Annotated in this window: 13 protein-coding genes; 6 read left to right on the top strand and 7 right to left on the bottom strand. The window is 59.3% G+C overall.

Annotated elements, in window-relative coordinates; all coding sequences use genetic code 11:
* Positions 1-65 precede the first annotated feature (65 nt).
* The 3 genes from M9Q49_RS29985 (at position 66) to M9Q49_RS29975 (ending at position 4,905) form a co-directional block, all read left to right on the top strand.
* Positions 66-1,844, top strand: a complete 1,779-nt coding sequence (locus tag M9Q49_RS29985) for a cytochrome c peroxidase (protein ID WP_254512985.1) — start codon at positions 66-68, stop codon at positions 1,842-1,844.
* Positions 1,845-1,966: 122 nt separating this feature from the next.
* Positions 1,967-2,884, top strand: coding sequence for a hypothetical protein (locus tag M9Q49_RS29980; RefSeq protein WP_254512984.1), 918 nt, complete (start codon positions 1,967-1,969; stop codon positions 2,882-2,884).
* A gap of 236 nt (positions 2,885-3,120) precedes the next feature.
* A complete protein-coding gene (locus tag M9Q49_RS29975) occupies positions 3,121-4,905 on the top strand; it encodes a hypothetical protein (RefSeq protein ID WP_254512983.1) in 1,785 nt (594 codons plus the stop codon).
* A 25-nt stretch (positions 4,906-4,930) separates the two neighbouring features.
* Here the strand turns inward: M9Q49_RS29975 and M9Q49_RS29970 are convergent, their stop codons facing one another.
* Together M9Q49_RS29970 and M9Q49_RS29965 are read right to left on the bottom strand one after the other, a co-directional pair.
* Positions 4,931-5,923: a hypothetical protein gene (locus M9Q49_RS29970; protein ID WP_254512982.1), complete on the bottom strand. Its 993-nt coding sequence runs from the start codon at positions 5,921-5,923 to the stop codon at positions 4,931-4,933.
* A gap of 171 nt (positions 5,924-6,094) precedes the next feature.
* Positions 6,095-6,706 (bottom strand): SRPBCC family protein, encoded by a 612-nt coding sequence (locus M9Q49_RS29965; protein WP_254512981.1) that lies wholly within the window; start codon positions 6,704-6,706, stop codon positions 6,095-6,097.
* Positions 6,707-6,819: 113 nt separating this feature from the next.
* Here M9Q49_RS29965 and M9Q49_RS29960 point away from each other — a divergent pair, with 113 nt between their 5' ends.
* The 3 genes from M9Q49_RS29960 to M9Q49_RS29950 are packed head-to-tail and all read left to right on the top strand — an operon-like array spanning position 6,820 to position 9,537.
* A complete protein-coding gene (locus M9Q49_RS29960; protein WP_254512980.1) occupies positions 6,820-8,205 on the top strand; it encodes a DUF2157 domain-containing protein in 1,386 nt (461 codons plus the stop codon).
* Entirely contained in the window at positions 8,198-8,707 is a 510-nt protein-coding gene (locus M9Q49_RS29955; protein WP_254512979.1) for a GDYXXLXY domain-containing protein, read from the top strand. The genes M9Q49_RS29960 and M9Q49_RS29955 overlap by 8 nt, the downstream gene beginning before the upstream one ends.
* A 38-nt stretch (positions 8,708-8,745) precedes the next feature.
* Positions 8,746-9,537 (top strand): SDR family NAD(P)-dependent oxidoreductase, encoded by a 792-nt coding sequence (locus M9Q49_RS29950; protein ID WP_254512978.1) that lies wholly within the window; start codon positions 8,746-8,748, stop codon positions 9,535-9,537.
* Positions 9,538-9,759: 222 nt separating this feature from the next.
* On the opposite strand, the gene M9Q49_RS29945 is transcribed toward M9Q49_RS29950, so the two are convergent.
* From M9Q49_RS29945 to M9Q49_RS29925, 5 genes are all read right to left on the bottom strand, one after another.
* Positions 9,760-10,668: a hypothetical protein gene (locus M9Q49_RS29945; RefSeq protein WP_254512977.1), complete on the bottom strand. Its 909-nt coding sequence runs from the start codon at positions 10,666-10,668 to the stop codon at positions 9,760-9,762.
* Between the two features lie 164 nt (positions 10,669-10,832).
* Positions 10,833-11,720: a leucine-rich repeat domain-containing protein gene (locus tag M9Q49_RS29940; RefSeq protein ID WP_254512976.1), complete on the bottom strand. Its 888-nt coding sequence runs from the start codon at positions 11,718-11,720 to the stop codon at positions 10,833-10,835.
* A gap of 191 nt (positions 11,721-11,911) precedes the next feature.
* Positions 11,912-14,482, bottom strand: coding sequence for an ATP-dependent Clp protease ATP-binding subunit (locus tag M9Q49_RS29935; RefSeq protein ID WP_254512975.1), 2,571 nt, complete (start codon positions 14,480-14,482; stop codon positions 11,912-11,914).
* Positions 14,483-14,710: 228 nt separating this feature from the next.
* Positions 14,711-15,319, bottom strand: a complete 609-nt coding sequence (locus M9Q49_RS29930; RefSeq protein ID WP_254512974.1) for a hypothetical protein — start codon at positions 15,317-15,319, stop codon at positions 14,711-14,713.
* Positions 15,320-15,692: 373 nt separating this feature from the next.
* A complete protein-coding gene (locus M9Q49_RS29925) occupies positions 15,693-18,524 on the bottom strand; it encodes a choice-of-anchor D domain-containing protein (protein WP_254512973.1) in 2,832 nt (943 codons plus the stop codon).
* Between the last annotated feature and the right edge of the window lie 585 nt (positions 18,525-19,109).

Genomic DNA, 19,109 nt, shown 5'->3' with positions numbered 1-19,109 from the left:
TTCGCGTCACCCATCCTCCAAAATAACAGCTCTCGCCTTACGACTCCCACCAGCCGAGGTCTGCCATGCTGTTTGCTCGCTTCGCCGCGCTGGCTTGTTTGCTGGGCAGCGCAGCCCTGCTGTGCGACGCCGCCGAAGTTGATCGGAGCCCGGTCGATCTCGTGCTCGGGCCCGATGAATCGTGGCTGGCGACGATCAACCAATCGGCTGACAGCGTTTCGCTCGTGCGCGTGAGCGATGGCAAGGTGCTGCACGAACTGCCGGTCGGCGATCATCCCACGGGCATTGCGCTGCTGCCCGATGCCAAGGAACTGCTGATCGCCTGCCATCACGCAGGGCAGTTGCAGCGAGTGAAAATCGACGGCGAACAGTTGAAGCTCGTTCGCTCGATCGAGCTTGGCTATCTGCCGCACAGTGTGGTGGTGAGTAAGGACGGCAACACGGCGTATGTGTCGCTGACGGCGACGGCGGAAGTGGCCGTAGTTGATCTGCGGACGAATGACGTCGTGCAAAAGATCGCCGTCGGGCGTTGGCCGCGGCATCTTGCGCTGTCGTCCGATTGTCAGACACTGGCCGTCGGCGCGAGCGGCGATCGGGGCATCAGCGTGATCGATCTCGCGACAGGCAAGCAGAAATTCCATGAGACCTTCATGGGGCTGAACATCGGCCAGATGCAGATCGGCCGCGATCAAGAACATGTTTACACCACATGGATGACCTACCGCGGTTTTCCGTTGAACATCGCCAACATTCGCCAGGGCTGGGTGCTGGCCAGCCGCGTTGGTCGGGTGCGACTCGATGCGAACTCGCGCCGCGAAGCGATGGCCCTCGATCCGCGCGGCCAAGCCATTGCCGATCCGTATGGCTTTGCGTTGACGAATGACGAACAGCGAATGATTGTCGCTGCCGGCGGCACGCATGAGCTGCTGGTCTATCGCGCGAACGATCTCCCCTTGAAAGCCGTCGGCAGCGATGACCATGTGCCCGATGAAGTGCTGCGCGACAAGGACCGCTTCTTTCGCATCGAGCTCGGCGGTCGGCCGCAGGGAATCAAGATCGGCAAAGACGATCAAACGGTGTATGTCGCCAACTACTTCAAAAACAGCGTGCAGATTGTCGATTTGAAAGCGCGCGAGCTGAAACGCGAGATCGCGCTCGGCTCGCCCAGCGAACCTTCGCTGGCCCGCGAAGGCGAAGTGATCTTTCACGATGCCCGAAGAAGTCTCGATCAGTGGTACAGCTGCGCGACCTGCCACTTCGAGGGCGGCACGAATACCGTGCAGATGGACACGCTCAACGACGGCACGCCGTTCACCAGCAAGACAGTGCTGCCACTGTACCATCTCGCCGACACCGGGCCGTGGACGTGGCACGGCTGGCAGATGGATCTCTCGGCTGCGATGCGCAAGAGCCTCGTCGACACAATGCACGGGCCGCAGCCCAACGATCACGATGTGCAAGCGGTGCTCGCGTACCTGCGTGAGTTGAAGCCGGCGCCGAATCCGTTCCTCGCCAAGGACGGCAAGCTAACCGCCGCCCAAGAACGAGGTCGAATTCTCTTCAACAGCAAAACGGCCAACTGCATCGAGTGCCACAAGGGCCCGATGTTCACTGACGGCGAAGTTCACGAAGTGGGCCTCGAGTCGAAGAAGGACGCTTACCGCGGTTTCAACACGCCGACGCTCCGCAACGTTTATCAAAAGACTCAACTCTTCCACGACGGCCGGGCAAGCTCGCTGCCGGAAGTTCTGAAGGGCGTGCACTCGCCGGAAAAAGTCGCGGGCGAACGGCCGCTGACGAAGGAAGAGATCGAGGACTTGGTGGAATATTTGAAATCGCTGTAGTTCTCGCCCTGGCGCAAGTTCCGGAAAATACTGGCCAATTGGAGCGATTAGACGTAACATTACTGGCTGCTTTACGCTTACGAAGGCAGCTGTTTTCCCATTCCCGCCCGAAAGTCGATCCTATGTTTCGCAAAATTAAGCTCGCGACGGCCATCGCGGTGGCCTTAAGTACCGTAGGAACAACAGCTTCGGTCGACGCCCACGGTGTCGGCGTGCGGATCGGCGGCGGTGGCGGCGGCATTCGCCTCGGCGGGGGCATCGCTCCCCGCGGCAGGCAACAGGGCAACGGACCTGGAAATCGCAACGGAAATAACGGTGTCGCCGGCAATACCGCACCTGCCCCTGCGCCGGTTCCCGCGCCAGCACCAAAGCCGGCAGTAGCTGCTCCCATCGTTCAAATCGGCGGTGCCACGAGCAACGCCAAGCCGCCGGTCGCAGCCCCGAACAAACCAGCCACGCCGGCCACCGGCAACGTGGTGAACAACGCTGCCGCCCCTCAGAGCACCCCAACGAGCAAGGCGACAGCTCCCGCACAAACTCCAGCGCCGGCGACGGTGGCTGGCAATCGCAACGCCAACTCGCCGAGTCACTTGGTCTTCAACCTGACCGGCAACGCAGTCACACCGGAAGTCGAGAACGAAACCGAAGCCGCCGTCGTGCAGTCGACCGGTTTGTCGCTCGAAGCCAAGAAGGCTCTCGAAGCTCTCGCCGCCGACGCTGCTGCCGCCGAAGCCCCGCCGGCCGAAGTCGTTGTCCCCAAGGAAGTGGCCCTGCCGCAGATTCCGGTCGGAGCGACCGTGACCCTGAACGGCAAGGATCTGTCGGATAAGGAAGGCCAAGTGGTTTTGCAAATCGGCGAAATCGCCCTGCCGGCCACGATCACCGAATGGAAGAACAACATGGTGACCTGCACGTTGCCCGTGCTCGGTTTGACCAAGACGAGCAAGGCGACCTTGCACGTGCTGCGAGCCGATGGCAAAACCGCCAGTACGCTGAACTGCGAATTGATCACCGCGTTGCCGGCCGCAGCCAAGCCTTAGTCGGGCTGAGTCTTTTTACGCAGAGCATTCGCTGACTCTCTGCCTGCGGTTTCCAAGTCGAAACCGCTTCTATGGTGCTGCCGCACATTGCCAGATCGAATGTCGCTGCGCCCAAATCCTCGCTCACGCGTTGGGCTGCCAGAATGCCAATCGTTGCCGCGATTCCCACAGCAGCAATCGACATTGGTTAGAATTCGGTCCAGGCATTTCCACGCATCTTGAGCGAGCGAGCAGCTATGAGTTTCGGCAATTATCTTTCCCGCGGCGTTTCCCGTCGGGCATTTCCTGCCATTGTGATCGGCTTCGTCGGTTGTTTGGGTTTGCTGGCCACGGTCGCCGGCGATGATGCACCCGCGAATAAAAATGGCGGGTGGGCCGGCGATGGTATGTTCTCGAGTCCCTTCGGCATCGGCGGTTGCCACGTGCGCAACCGCAATGCGGGCGACAACGCTAGTTGGGTGCCGGAGATGTCGGCGATTGGGCTGCGCGTTTTTCGCACGCCGCACGCGGCTTGGAATGATCTGGAAATCGAAGAGGGAAAATGGCAGTGGGAAGAGTTCGACAAGCAGCTGAAATATCTAGCCGATCAAAAGTTCGAGTTTGGTTTGCTGCTGCACGGCAACGCGCGCTGGAACAAGCTCGATAAGCCCGGCACGTTGCCGGTGAATAATCTGCAGGGGTGGTCGAACTACGTTACGCAAGTCGCCAAGCGAGCGCAGGGAAAAGCGAAGCACCTGGAGATTTGGAACGAGCCGCCAAACGGCACGGGCAAGGATCAAACGCCCGCCGACTATGCGAAGCTCGTTGTCGCCGCGCACGATGCCGCGAAGGCCGTCGATCCGAACTATCAAATCGGACTCTCGGCGAAGAGCGCGCATGTGAATTATCTGGAGCAGGTCATCAAAGCCGGCGCGAAAGACCATTTTGATTACATCGTGCTGCATCCCTACGAAGTGCTGAACGGCGTGGCCAATAACAGCGGCGCCGATGCGGTTTACATGGGCATCGTGCCGACGGTGCGGCGGATGCTCGCCGCGCAGAATCCGAACAAGGTCAACGTGCCGATCATCTTTACCGAACTCGGTTCCGATGCGAGCAAGGGAAATGATCACCAGGCCCGCGCGCTGGTCAAGGCTTACACGATGGGCATCGCGCAGGGCGTGTCGTGCATTCAATGGTTCGAAGGTCGCGACGGCGATAGCGGCCCGATGGGTCTGATCGATGCCAAGGGCACGCACCGACCTTCGTACACCGCGATGGAGCAAATGATCAAGCACTTCGGCAATCGGCCGCAGTATCTCGGCTGGGTTCTACTGAACGATCAGCACTACGGCTTTGCGCTTCAAGGGGCCGAGTCGACGATTCTCGCCACTTGGTCACGCCCGGGCAAACCGCCGGTCGTCGACTTCGGGAAGGAAGTGAAGATCGTCAATCCGATCACCGCCAATGTCTTTGCCGCGCGGAGCATCGAACTAACTCCTTCTCCCGTCATCGTGCTCGATCCGCCCGAGTCACTCATCACCCAAGCCAAGACCAACAAGCCCAAGCCGTTCGACTGGGGCGGCGATTATTCGAATGCAAAATCGGTCTCGATCGAGTTCGGCGAAACAACCGTCGAGAAAGGTTTGCACACGTTGGCCGGCGCTGATGTCGCTGCCGCGGTCATCGCTTACGGCGGCAGTGCTCGCGCGGGAAATGTTCCCGGCGGCAACATGTTTACCGTCGATCCGAACTTCTTCAGCTACACAAACGCCCCGATCGAAATCACCGCCGTCGTCCGCCGCAACCAGGCCAATGACAACAGCGGTTTCAAGCTGGTTTATGAATCGACCAACGGTTTCAAAACGGCTGGTGGTTGGTACACGGTGCCGGACAACAAGAAGTGGCACACCATCACTTGGAAAATCGACGACCCACAGTTCGTGAACTACTGGGGCTTCAATTTCAACCTGGAAAGTGACGGCAATCAGTTCAACAAGTATCTGATTCAGAGCGTGACCGTGACGAAGCGCGCGCCGTAGCGCTGGCGGTCGTAGAAAGATCGGCCTACAACCAGAACCGCTGCACGCGGTGGTTGTAGGTATCGATCACGTACATCCGCCCGAGTGAATCGCGGGTGATGCCCCACGGCTGATCGAGTTCGCCAGGCTGGCGGCCGTTGCGGCCCCAGCCGCCGAGGTACTTGCCGTCGAGCGTGAATTTTTGCACGCGATGATTGCCGAACTCGCAGAGATAAACCACGCCGCCGGCTTCATCGAGATGCAGGTCGTAGGGATAGCCGAGCTGGCCTGGGTCTTGGCCATACTCGCCCCAGGTCTTCGCGAGCTTCGGCTCGGTGCCCGAAACATCGAAGACCTGCATGCGATGGTTGCAGGCGTCGGTCACCCACAGCAGCCCCGCGCGATCGAACTCCATCTTTTGTGGCCGCAAGAATTGTCCCAGCTCGCTGCCGTGGCCACCCCACTGCAGCACAAACTTGCGGTCGGGCGAGTACTTGTGAATGCGATCGAACTCGCCGTACTCCGCAATATAAAAATCGCCCTGCTTGTTCTGCTGACAGTCCGTGACGAAGTGAAACTTCCCCGGCACGAAACCGCGCTCGCCGCCGATCGTTTTCTCATTCAGCAGCCGGCCGCTCTTTTCGTACGTGAGAATCCGATAGTAATGCGTATCGGCAACGAGCAAGTTGCCATCGAGATCGAAGGACAAACCGCATGGTTTGCCGTACTGAAAATCGGGCGTCTGCCATGAACGAATCAACTTGCCGTTGGTCGTGAAGACCTGAATCCGCGGCGTCTTGTCGACAATGTACAGCTGATCTTCATCGTCGATCGTGATCGAGCGCGGATGATTGAACTTTCCTTCACCGGAGCCCGCGACTCCCCACACCGTATCGAGCTCGCCTTGTGTCGGCCCGGTGGCAACGCATCCGCTCAGCCCAACTGCCGCCGTGCCACCGGCAGCAGCGATGAACGCGCGCCGCGACAGCGAGATGTCAGCGAGCAGCGACGCAGATCGTTTTGAATCGGGAGAGGTCATCCCCTCCATCCTATTCGTTGGCGGTCAGGCTGTCATGGATTTCGAAAGCTTTGGCGTTTTGCGTAGGATGGACCATTGGTCCGTCCCGATGCGGGTACTAAGCCCAATTTGCTGCACTCGCTGCTCTTAGACGGACCAATGGTCCGTCCTACGGAAGGCGGACAGACCGCGCTATTCGCTCTTGGCCGGTGGTGTCTCGCTCTCGGGCAGATTTGTTGGCGGCGGATTTTCGGCAGCAGGTTTTTCCGGCTGTGCTTCGGCAGGGAGCGACTCCGCTTCCACCTTCTTTTTCAAATTGGCGAGGCCCTTCTCAAAATCAGCGCCGACCAGGCTATCAAGCGCGAAGTAGCAGAAGTAGCGATTGAGCGGGTTCATACTCGACTCGGCGTCGAAGGCCCAGACGACTTTGGTCGTCGCACCTTCCGGCGAGAAGCGAATCCAACCGGGAACCGGCGGGGCTCCGGCGAATGCGAGATCGTATTCGACTCCCTTTTGCGGATCAGCTTTGGTCATTTTCAGATGGCCGCCACCCGTCGAATCGTCCCACTTCGACTCAGCGCCTACTCCCGTTTCCGCTCCCGGAAATTCCCACTTCGTCGGCTTCCAGGCCACCCACTCCGGCCAACGTTTGGGAGTGCCGGCGTAAACATAGATCTGCTCCGGCGGCGCCGCGATATTCACGCTTCGCTCGACATGCACCTTGCTCGGCAGGAAGAAGCCGATGACCACCAGCAGAACCAAAATCGTGGCCACGGCTATCGCAATTTTCTTGATGACATTCATCGTCTAGCTCCTCTGCACCACAGCTGCCCACCCAATTGGTACTATCTTTGCACGCATCTTAGCGTCCGAGGGATGATTTTTGAATAAGAACTCCACTGCCGGGAGCAGTCTCAATGCCCGAACGTCGTCCCCTGTCGGTCGAAATCCGCGCGTGGCTGCAAAAAGAACTGGCCCTGTGGCAACAACAGGATCTGCTGAGCGGCGATCAGGTCCGCGCGATTCTCGCTCAATATGAGTCCGAACAAACCGCGCGGCAGAACTCACAAAACGTCTTTTTGTATTCGCTCGGTGGTCTCGCCGCGCTGCTGATGGCCGCGGCTGTGCTCTTGCTAGTCAGTTTTAATTGGCAGGAAATTCCGCCAGCAGGGAAGTTGGCGGTCATTTTTGGTTCGCTGATTTTGACGTACGCAACCGGGGCCTTTGCCTGGCAGATCGGCTTTCCGCGCGTGGCCGAAGTCGTCTTCTTTTTTGCGGCGCTTTTGTATGGCGCTGCGATCTGGTTGATCGCGCAGATCTTTCACATGAGCGCGCATTATCCCGACGGATATTTTTGGTGGGCCGTCGGTGTGCTACCGCTGGCGATCATTCTCGATACGTTGCCGCTGCATGTGCTGTTTGCATTTTTGCTCGGAACATGGTTCTCGACCGAGATCATCGGCTTTCGGCATCTCGGCGCCGTTATTTTCGGCTGGCGAATTCCGGCAGCACCGAACATCGTGCTCCTCGCGCCGATCATGGCAGCGCCCGGCATTTGGCTGGCCTATCGCGGTAAGTCGTTTGCGCGACTCGGCATTTATTTATCGCTGATTGTCTTTTGGATTTCGCTCCAACCGGTCGCCTGGCGCTGGGAAGAAACCTCGGCGTTTTTCATCGCTGCCGTGGGATCGATGCTGCTGATCCTCGGCGAAAGTCATCCGCCGCGCAGTCCGCTGTCGATTCCTTATCGCGTGCTCGGCGTGATTCTGTACGGCGGCGCGCTCTTGCCCCTCAGCTTCACGTGGTTCAATGATTGGTACAAATCGTCGCACGTGCTGCTGATGACGCTCGTGATCGCGGCGAGCACCGGCCTGGTTTTGGCTGCAGCTGAGTTCGTGCGCTTTCGATTGCTCGAGCAAGGCAAAAAAGACCAGGCCGATCTCGTTGTCGATATTCGGCAACGGCAATGGTTTCCGCTGGCGCTGGCGGGAGTCATCATGGTGCTCGCGTTGTTGCCTGCCGTGACGGGCGACGTTGGGATCGTGCTGGCACTGCTCGTAGCGAACGCCGCGATGATCGGGCTCGCTATTTGGCTGATGTGGGTTGGTCTGCGCGACGATCGCGGCCAGCCGTTTGTGGCGGGGATTGTCTATTTCATGATCTGGATGTTTGCACGTTACGCCGATCTGTTCGGCATCGTGGGCGGCATGCTCGGTGCGGCTGCTCTCTTTGCAACGTGTGGTCTTCTCATCGGCGGCTTTGCCTGGTTCTGGCATCGCCGCAAGCAGGTGCTTCATGGTTAGCAAACTGGTTCTCATCGGCCTCGTCGCCTTCGGCCAGATCAGCCTGCTCGGCGGCATGATTGCGATCGACAGCTTGCCGTATCGGCTGGGCGAAACAGTTCGTTTGAAGGTCATTCCTGTCGATCCGCGCGATATGTTCCGCGGCGACTACTCGATCCTCGGTTATGACTTCACCAATCTCGATCGACGGAAGATCGTCGGTCTCGATAAGAGCGACGATTATTGGCGCGATGCAGGCCGCGAGGTGTTCATCGTGCTTGAGAAGTCCGATGGCGACCTGTGGACGACGAAGGAAGTCACCACGCAGCGGCCGAGCGGCGGCACTTACTTGCAAGGGACGCTGAATTACGGCCGAGTCGAGTGCGGCATCGAAGCCTACTTCGTGCAAGAAGGCCGTGGCCGCGCCATCGACGATGCCGTCCGCGCCGGTAAACAAGTGACTGCCGAGGTTGCAGTCTGGCAAGGAAAAGCCAAACTGAAGGAGGTGAAAATCAGCCAATAAGAAGCCCGGCGTGCAAGCGCGGGAACTAGAAAGAACTCATGGACCTGCAACTAACTGGACAACGCGCCCTGGTCGTCGGCGGCGCGAGCGGCATCGGCCTCGCCATTGCCAAAGCCTTCGCCAAGGAAGGTTGCCGGGTACTTATCTGGGATCGCAATCCCAACACTCCGGCGATCGCTGCCGAACTCTCTCTGACCGGCCAAGCGGTCGACATCACCGATTACGAACTCGTCAAAACAACGGCTGCCGCCGCCGCGGAAAGCTTCGGCCCGATCGATCACGTCATTTACGCGGCCGGTCTGGGCTCCGGCAAGTTCGGCTTTCCGTTTTGGAAGCTCGACCCGAGCGACTGGGACCGCGTGCTGCGTGTGAATCTATTGGGCGCGGTCAACACGGCCCACGCGTTCGCGCCGGGCCTTGCGGAGCGCGGCCGCGGCTCGTTCCTCTTCATTTCGTCCGTCGCCGGTCAGATCGGCTCGCAGACCGATCCGCCCTACTCCGCTGCCAAAGCGGCCCTCATCAACTTCGCCATCGCCGCGGCCAAGGACCTGGCCCCGCACAACGTCCGCGTCAACACGATCTGCCCGGGCATGATCCAAACGCCCCTCAACCGCAGCGTGTGGCAAGCCTGGAACGACCAGCGACCCGAAGCCGCCAAGCGAACCTACGAAAGCTGGGCCGGCGAAAAGGTGAGCACCGTCATCCCACTCAAACGCTGGCAAACGCCCGAAGACGTCGCCGCGTACGCAGTATTCCTGGCTTCAGCGCAGGCACAAAACATCACAGGGCAAACGCTGAATGTGGATGGCGGCTGGGTGATGCATTGGTGAGTTGCTGTTCGCCTGGATACCACCGATTGCTTCAGCAATCGGTGCCGCGCCAGCGGCCAGAGGCATCCAGATTGTCGTCGCGCCCGGCAGCGAACTCGGCTGCAGAACGAACAGTGGATCACCGCTGATCAGTGTGGTCATCACGCTCCGCGTGGTGCATTGCGGGCTTCGCCGCAATGAACTTTCGCGGAGCGAAAGTCGACAATGGGTGAACTCGCGCTATCAATAGCCATTTGGAGAACGCATTCGTTCCTCGTAGATCCTACTGACCCATTGGTAAAGTTCTTCTTTACCTTGTGAGGAGCACCGAGTCTGCCCAATACGGATGCTCCGAATCGCCTTCAGTTTTTTGAGATGCGGCACGGCGGAATCGTCGACGAGCGTTTGTTCCAGGTCGAGGATTTCGAGTCTTTGCAGCGGCATCAGATGCTTCATTCCTACCGAGGTAATCTGCGTTCCACTCAGGCTCAGGACTTCGAGTTTTCTGAGGGACGCCAAGTGTCGCAAGCCATCGTCGCTGATGCCCGTATCGTCCAGCTCGAGGGCTCGCAAATCTGAATTTTGCGAGACGAGCAACAACCCTAAGTCCGTCATCGGTTGCTTCCAAAGATTAAGCTCTGTCAGCCGACGCTGATTGAGGAATGGCGATAAGTCGGCATCGGTGGCCTCGCAAAGCGTCAAACGATCCAATTGCGGCAAGGCGCGCAACTTTGTGAAATCGTGGTCGGACCCAGGCCCTAGCTCGAGCCGAAGCAAATTCGGCAGTTGCACGATGAGTCCGCAGACCTCGTCATTGAGCGGCGATTCGATGCGTTTGTTGTTCTCGCTCCAGGTTGCCGACGAGTACGAAAGAACTGGCGAGCGACAATTCTCAGGCAATGTGGCCAACAGCCACGCGGGCTCCCACGGGCCGTGTTTTTGCACGTAGTAGTCGTACCGGTATGACTCCCGCGTATCGCCGCCCAGTTCAATGAGCCGCCGTTCGATGGCGTGCTCGCGAATCTTTCCCGCGCGCCAATTGGCGTACCAGGCCATGCCAAGGGACAGAACGAAGATGAGCAACAGCAACGCGCGCAGAGTGAAACGCGGCTGGAGCCACTTTGCAGCGTTCAGTGGGGCGAGGATCGTCATTGGCTGGAGCACATCGAGGCGCAAGGACTGACGTGCAAGTGTAGGTCGCGGCTGCGCATGAAAACGCCCGCGATGGCTCGCGGGCGTTTGATGGATAGTCGAGTTTTTTGCCGCTTCGGCCCCTCACCCCGGCACGATCGGCAAGCGCACGTCCCGTTTTGTCGTTAGTAGTCGTAGTCAACCCGCTCACAATGCTGGATCAACGTATTCACTCCCATCCGAGTGATGCCTGTACTCTTCAGATTCAGCGACTTCAGCGAACGGAGTTCGTCGAGATGAGGAACAGCGTCGTCGTCAATCGCTGTTCCTTCCAGATCCAGATAAACCAAGTGTTTCAGTCCCCGCAGATGCCGCAGCCCGGCCGAGGTGATGCGAGTTTTCCGTAGCTTGAGGATCCCTAAATTCTTTAGCCCAGCGAGTCTCTGCAAGCCTTCGTCGGTGATGGCGGTGTCATTCAGACCAAGGTTGACCAGGGTCGGATTTCGCTCCGCGAGAGCCAAGCTCGCATCGGTAATGGGCTGCCCTCTGAGGTCTAATTCTTTCAAGTGCCGCTGCGTTAGAAAGCAGAGCACATCCTCATCGGTTGCCTCCAGTTGTTCCAGCGTCAGGTTTTCCAGTTGGGCCAGTCGCGAAAACGGAGCGAAACTGACGCCTGGATTTCTCGACGAGACACCGGGCACGGCTGGCGAAGGAGCGGGCTTGCGCTCGCAACCTAAGCAGAGCGATTTCAGGTTCGGCAGCTTCAACAGCAGCTGCACCGTTTCATCGGTCGTGGGGAGATAGCCGCTCCCCCAACGCTGCATGCAAACACTCTCGATCGGCCAGCGACATTCCTTCGGCAGCGCGAAGTTCCTCTTGTATTCCGCTGCCGCGCCACTATCCGCGATTGCGCCGAGTTGACGCAGCCGCACTCCCGCGTAATGCTCCTGAATCACCTGGTTCCGCCAATTGCAAACAATACTCAGCGGCACCGCTACCAGCACAGTCGCGAACAGAATGAAACCAAGACTGACGCTGCCTTGATGGCGACGGGCGGGAAGAACAGCGGTCATGGCGGGAATCTCGCAAAGGCAGATTGGCAGGCAGGCAAATCTACGTTGCAAAATGACAACGCCCGCGATGGCTCGCGGGCGTTTGCTTGATCGTCGAGTTTTTTTTGCCGCTTCGGCCCCTCACCCCGGCCCTCTCCCCGTGAGTACACGAGGCGAGGGAGTGAGACGTCGCTGAAGCGACAACGAACGAGTTACTTCGTCTCGGCCGGCACTTCTTCCTTCTTCTCGGAGACGATCCCCTTGAAGTCGAGGCGGCGGAGTTTGTTTTCGTCGTCGCGGATGGCCGAGACGATGATCGTGTCCTTGCCTTGGAACTCGCCCTTGAGGAGTTCTTCCGACAGCGGGTCTTCGATCAGGCGTTCGACTTCGCGGCGGAGCGGACGGGCACCATACGGGTTGTCGTCGTCGCCGCCACCCTTGTTGCTCTTCATGATGATGAATTCCTTCGCATCATCGGTCAGCTCGAGCTTCAAGCCGCGTTCGCCGAGGCGTTCGCGAACCTTCGAGAGTTCGAGGTCGATCACCTGCTTCAGATCCTCCGTGCGGAGGTGGCGGAAGACGATGATGTCGTCGAGACGGTTGAGGAATTCCGGACGGAACATCCGTTCGATCTGATCCACCACGCGGTCCTTCATCCCTTCGTACGACGCATCCTGATCAGGATTGCCGACGAAGCCGAAGGTCGATTCGTTCTTGATGGCCGACGCACCGGCATTGGTGGTCATGATCAAGATCACGTTGCGGAAGTCGACGCGACGGCCGAAGCTGTCGGTCAAGCGACCTTCTTCCATCACCTGCAGCAACGTGTTGAACACGTCGGGGTGAGCCTTTTCGATTTCGTCGAGCAGCACGACAGCGTACGGGCGGCGACGGATCTTTTCCGTGAGCTGGCCACCTTCTTCGTAACCGACGTAGCCCGGCGGAGCACCGATGAGCCGGCTGACGTTGTGCTTCTCCATGTATTCGCTCATGTCGATTTGGATGAGCGCTTCGCTATCGCCGAACATGAATTCAGCGAGAGCCTTGGCGAGCAAGGTCTTGCCGACGCCCGTCGGACCAGCGAACAGGAAGCAACCAGCCGGACGCTTCGGATCTTTCAAACCGCTGCGGCTGCGGCGAACGGCCTTGGCGACCGCCTTCACCGCTTGTTCCTGGCTGATGATCTTCTTGTGGAGATCTTCTTCCATCTTCATCAGACGGAGGCTGTCTTCGGTCGTCATCCGCGTGAGCGGAATGCCGGTCATCTTGCTGACGACTTCGGCAATCACTTCTTCGTCGACCACACCTTCGTTGTCGCGAGCCTTCTCGCGCCATTCCTTGGTGATGTTGTCCTTCTTCTTCTTCAGCTTGTCGGCTTGATCGCGGAGAGCAGCCGCCCGCTCGAAGTCTTGATTGGCGACGGCTTCTTCCTTTTGCTTGCCGAGCGATTCGACTTCGTCGTCGATCTCCTTGAGATCTGGCGGCCGAGTCATGCTGCGGAGACGGACGCGAGCGCCGGCTTCGTCGATGACGTCGATCGCCTTATCGGGCAAGCAACGAGCCGTGATATACCGCTCGCTGTACTCGACGGCCGCTTCGACAGCGTCGTCGGTGATTTGCACGCGGTGATGTTCTTCGTACTTCTCGCGCAGACCCTTGAGGATCGCGATCGTTTCGGCCTTGCCGGTCGGTTCGACGATGACCTCTTGGAACCGGCGAGCGAGGGCCGAATCCTTTTCGATGTACTTGCGATATTCATCGAGCGTCGTAGCGCCGATGCACTGGATCTCACCGCGGGCCAGGGCCGGCTTGAGCACATTCGCTGCATCGATCGCACCTTCAGCGCCACCAGCGCCAACGAGGGTGTGAAGCTCGTCGATGAAGAGAATCGTGTTGCGAGCGCGACGAACTTCGTTCATCACCGCTTTAATGCGTTCTTCGAATTGACCGCGATACTTGGTGCCGGCGACCATCATGGCCAGGTCGAGCACCACGATCCGCTTTTCGGCCAGGATCTCGGGAACGTTGCCAGCGACGACGCGCTGAGCAAAGCCTTCGACGATGGCCGTCTTGCCGACGCCTGCTTCGCCGAGCAGAACCGGGTTGTTCTTGTTACGACGGCAGAGGATCTGCGTGGCCCGTTCGATTTCGCGTTCGCGGCCGATCACCGGATCGAGCTTGCCTTGGCGAGCCAGTTCCGTGAGATCGCGACCAAAGCTGTCCAAAGCGGGCGTTTTGCTTTTGCTGCTGCGGCCCGAGCTGGCTTGTTCGCCGCTGCCGCCGCCACCACCGCCAGCGCCCACGCCTTCGCGGCCGCCACGTTCGCTGCTCCCTTCACCTTCCAGGCCATGGCCCAGGAGGTTGAGAACTTCTTCGCGAACTTCTTCGAGCTTGAGGCCGAGGTTCATCAGAACCTGAGCGGCGACGCCTTCTTGTTCACGCAGCAGGCCGAGCAGTATGTGTTCGGTGCCGACGTAGTTGTGGTTCAGGTTGCGAGCCTCTTCCATCGAGTACTCGATGACCTTCTTGGCCCGCGGAGTTTGCGGCAGCTTGCCCATGGTGACCATTTCGGGTCCCGATTGAACGAGCTTTTCGACTTCGAGGCGGATCTTCCGCAAATCGACGTCGAGGTTCTTCAAAACGTTTGCCGCGACGCCGCTACCTTCTTTCACCAGGCCGAGCAGAATGTGCTCGGTGCCGATGTATTCATGGTTGAAGCGCTGAGCCTCCTGGTTGGCCAATTGCATGACCTTGCGGGCGCGATCAGTAAATCGTTCGTACATTCTTCATCTCTCCCGCAGGTGTTCGGTGCTGGTGAACCCAGTTCGTGACACCTTGTGAATAGTGAGCGTCCTTACCTGTGTACAGCCGCGATCTTCGTGGTTGCTTGTTCTAAGTTGTTCCAACCGAAATCAAATCGTCCTAACCGTCTTAACTAATCCGTCATCCTTCCGCAGGCATTCTTTCCCTTTGGGGATCAATCGCCAAGTGGTCTAAGGTATTTCTACCCCTCAAGCCGCCTTGGCAACGGGCTTGGTGGGTTGTTCGCGTTCGAGCAACTGAATCTTGGCCAGTTCTCGCTGCACATCGTCGGCCCACAGGGCCGAGCCCGCCAGTTCGGCCAGTTTGGCCAACGATTGACGGGCTTCGGTCAAGCGTCGCGAACGACGCTGGACACTCGCGAGCAGCAGCCAGGCTTCCACGTCTCCCGCAGTTCGCGCGAGCAGCGTAGTCAGCCGGCGTTCGGCTTCGATCAGATGACCTTTCAAGTAGTCGAGTTGTGCCTGGCGGAGGGATATTGTCGATTCGGCATCGGCGGGAATACCGGCACGAGCGAGGGCCACGGCAATCCGCACCCCGGCGCGCAGTCCGGCAATCCAAAACCATACCACCGCAATCCATGCCATCGTGGGAACCAGCCACTCGGGCAGCTGCCGCGATAAAAGTTGCGGCCATACAAACGTTGTGATCAGCGCGAAGTTCAACAACAGCCCAAACGCTACGGCCGTCAACAATCCTCCCACCTCGCCGCGCAGCCATAACCGGGCCAGTCCCGGCCAGACAGCGCTGGCCGAGAGAGGATTCCACGGCGATATGGTGCGAGCTGACGACGCGGTCATGCGCGAGCGATGCCAACCTCCCTGCAGCATCTAACAATGCGAAGCAGCCCTCCGTGGGCGCGCAATGCGAGACGTGTGGGATTCTATCGAGAGTGGAATTTTGCGACAAGATGAAGTGGAGTAAGTGGTTAGGGGCGGGGAACAGTTCTGAGTTGGGAGTTCTGAGTTTTGAGACAGGAAGCGATTTCAGCCTCTTGTCTCAGAACTCAAAACTTCGAACTCAGAACTTCTTCTCCCGCAATTTCGGCAGTTGCAGCGAGTCAGCCACCAACAAAAGCAACAACCGCGCCGATTCTGTTGCTAGCAACGAAACAGGGCGGAGTAATGACTCCGCCCTGCTAGCGTTTACTTCAGTGATGCCGCGAATCGGCTGTTACTTGTTGTTGCCGTTACTGCCGCGCGACTGTTGGTCCCATTGGGCCAGCAGTAGATCGAGCACGGCCAGATTGGAGGCCGTCAGCGGCGCCGTGGGTTGCGTGACCGAGAAGTTGTCGATCCGCGTGTTGAGACCTGTCGAAGTCACACCGATCCGGCCGGTTGTCAGCACGCTGTCGGTAGCGCTGGTGGTCAGCGTGCCGTTGACGTACAGCTTCAGCGATCGACCGCTCAATTCAAAGCGCAGAGCAGCCGAACCCGAAGTGACACTGGTCGTGGCCAGCCGAGTCCACACGCCGTTGATCACACGGTAAATTTCAGCCGAGTACTGCCCGCCGCTGTAGCGAATGCCGGCCCAGTACTGGCTGCCAACGCCGTTGCTGATTTGCCGGGCGGTGAGACCCGCGTCGCGAGTCGCCGTGCCCGTACCCAGGTTGATATCGGCGGCAATGATCGCGTCGTTCAAGTTCACGTTGTTCGCCGTGGCGACTGAAGTGCCGGTCGACGAATTCTGCAGACCTTGGTTGGTGATCGTGAAGTCGCCGTTTCGCTCGGTCCAATTCGCCCCGAGCGCGGTGCTGTTGGTGCGATTGAAGTTATCGCTGAAGGCCGTGGTCGGCGCGGCTGCGGTCACCGTTCCCGTAAACGTGAGATTGTACGGCCCTTCGTCGGCATCGTTATTGACGAGCGAGAACGGCCCCGTGAACGTTCCTGCATTGGTGGTGTTCAGCGCGACCGTGAAGACCGTCAACGATCCCGGCGTGAGCACTCGCAAGGCAGGCGAGACCGCCATGGTGTATCCAGCCGGCAACACCGGCAGCGACATGCTCAGATCGGCAGTGCCCAAATTGCGAATGGTAAAGGTCTTGGTCGATGTGCCGCCGGCAGCCACCGTGCCGAAGTCGACGATGCTCGTGCCATCGACGAGAACGGTCGTGCCGTCGTAGATTTCGATCTCGGGAGCCTTCGGCACCTGAGCCGTCACCACACCGGTGACATTGAAATTGAACGGCCCTTCGTCGGCATCGTTGTTCGTGATCACGACGCCGCCGGCGAGAGTCGCTGGGCTGGCGGTGCTCATCGTGATGGTCATCGTCGTCGATCCGCCGGCTGCAACGGTCGCAGCGGGAGGCGTTGAGACGGTGAAACCTGTCGGCACGGTAACCGGCAACGTCAGCGTGAGAGCGGCGGTGCCGAGGTTGCGAATGGTGAGCGTCTTCGTCGCCGTGGCGCCGAGGGCCACGCTGCCGAAGTCGACCGTGCTCGTTCCATCGACGAGCAACGTCGCGCCATCGAGCACTTCAATCTCGGGCGCGGTTACCGGCGCGGTCGGAGTCACGATGCCGTTGATCGTGAAGTTGAAGGGATTTTCATCGGCATCGTTCGTCGCAAACGAAACCATGCCGCTGAAGTTGCCAGCCACGGCGGTGTTCAGTCGCACGGAGAACGTTGTGGTGCGTCCCGCGGCCACGGTGGCCGCCGGAGGCGACGCCAACACAAAGCCGGTCGGCACCGTCACGGTACCAATGGTCAGCGGCGCGGTGCCCGAATTCACAATCGTGAAGGTCTTCTGCACGAGTGTCGTCAGCGGGGCGGTGCCAAAGGCCACCGTGCCCGTATTGTCGACGATGTTCGTCACGCCATCTTGCACGGCAATTTCAGGAGCGGCGGGAACCGCCAGGCCCGTAATCGTGCCGTTCAGGCGATACATTTGCGCCGCGTTGGCCGTGCCGCTGACGCGGACGAAATAAGTGCCAGCGCCGGGCAGGTTCATGGCATTGAGCGTTTCGGTCGCGCCAGCTCCGCCCGCATTCACCGTTCGCAGCACCGTCGTGCCGTTCGTGCCGAAGACGGTCAGCGTCAGATCGCTCTGACTCAAGCTGTTGAACATGCCCGTGTTCGACTGATAGGTGCTGCCAGTCGGCGTGAGCGTCATGGCCAGCGACCCACCCGAGGTCACGGTGAACTTGAACCAGTCGACGTCGGAGTCGTCATCGATGCTCAAAGTATCTTGCGTAAACGTCGCGGTCGTGGCCAAGAGCGCCGCCGTGGCCGAGGTGTCGTTACCACCATTCTTCTCCAGCCGATCGCCGTAGCCGCGGTTCACGGCCAGGATATCGTCAGGCTGCGGGCCGTCGTAATTGGTCGAGAGAAACGGCTCCATCAGCTTCGTGCTGTTGGGCGGATTCACGTGATTCAGCCCCAAGCCGTGGCCGAATTCGTGAGCGATCGTATTCCGCAGAGTGACCGAGTTGTTGCTCGTGTCGGTGAGGAAGGTGTCGCTCGTGTCGATCACCATGTCGCCGTACGTGGGGAAGAAGTTATAAGCCAGAATGTTGCCTGGACCATCGACATAGTGGCCGCTGATCCGCACATCGCCGCGCGTGCCGAGCACACCGCCGGCCTGCGAGCTCAACGCGACGCCGTCGTCGGCTGCGGAGTAGACATAGTTCACGCCCGAAACGGCGTTCCAGCGATCAAACACCGACTGGATGACGCTAAACCACGGCTGATCGGCGACAAGCGTGCTGGTGGGATTGGTCCCATACACGGTCCCCAGCCACGAAATCAAGTTGCTCGGCGCAGCAGGTTCGGGAGGGCCGCTAAAACCACCGACGGGTGTGCCGTCGGGAACGATGCTCCAAGTGAGCGTGGTCGAATCGCCCTGATTCAACGGCACGGTGTTGGTCGCCGTCACATCCCAGCGGTCGACGTCGTTGAACGTGAACCGGGGAGTATTCTGATGGCCGGGCGTGTCTTCGTGGCGCGCAATCACATCGGGCGACGTGCCGGGCGCAAAGATAAAATCGATGCCGCTGTCGGCATTCATCACCGCGCGGGGCTCCAGAAACTCGAGTTGGAGCTTACGCCGGGCGGTCGTGTCTGGTTTTCGTCGCAGGGAAGGACGACGCGAGGAGAAGGATGACCTCTTCAATGCATAAACTCCGTGATTGTCGCCGACTGGTGCCGCCTCAGATTTCGCGCTCCGCCGAGCGAAGAGCTCCAACAAAAAGTCCGAAGTTCGCGACCGGCAGGATTCGGCTAGGCTGCCACCGCTATATTCGTTTGAGGATGCTTTATAAGCAAAACTACTAGAACCCTAAGTCTACTCACCCCCACCGGCAATCGCCTAGGGAAAAATGCACCCGTTTGGCTGACTTTCGTCACTTTTCGCGGTCACTGCGGCAGTTTGCCGCTAGTTCATGAGCAGCCGGAAGCCCAACGTTGCCTTGACCGACCCATGTTCGATTGCAGGTTGCTTTTTCGCAAGCATTTGGCTGCCTGCACCTGCCAAAATGGGAAACAGAAAAGGAAACAGGGCGGAGTAATGACTCCGCCCTGCTCCCGTTGGCGTTTACGATTCCGTGTAAGGGCTCTTTCTCTGTCCTAGAGCTCCGCCAACTAGATAACCTGC

Source organism: Anatilimnocola floriformis, from assembly GCF_024256385.1.
Classification (GTDB): Bacteria; Planctomycetota; Planctomycetia; order Pirellulales; family Pirellulaceae; genus Anatilimnocola; species Anatilimnocola floriformis.
The sequence above is the reverse complement of the archived record's forward strand: the minus strand, read 5'-3'. Positions and strand labels throughout refer to the sequence as shown.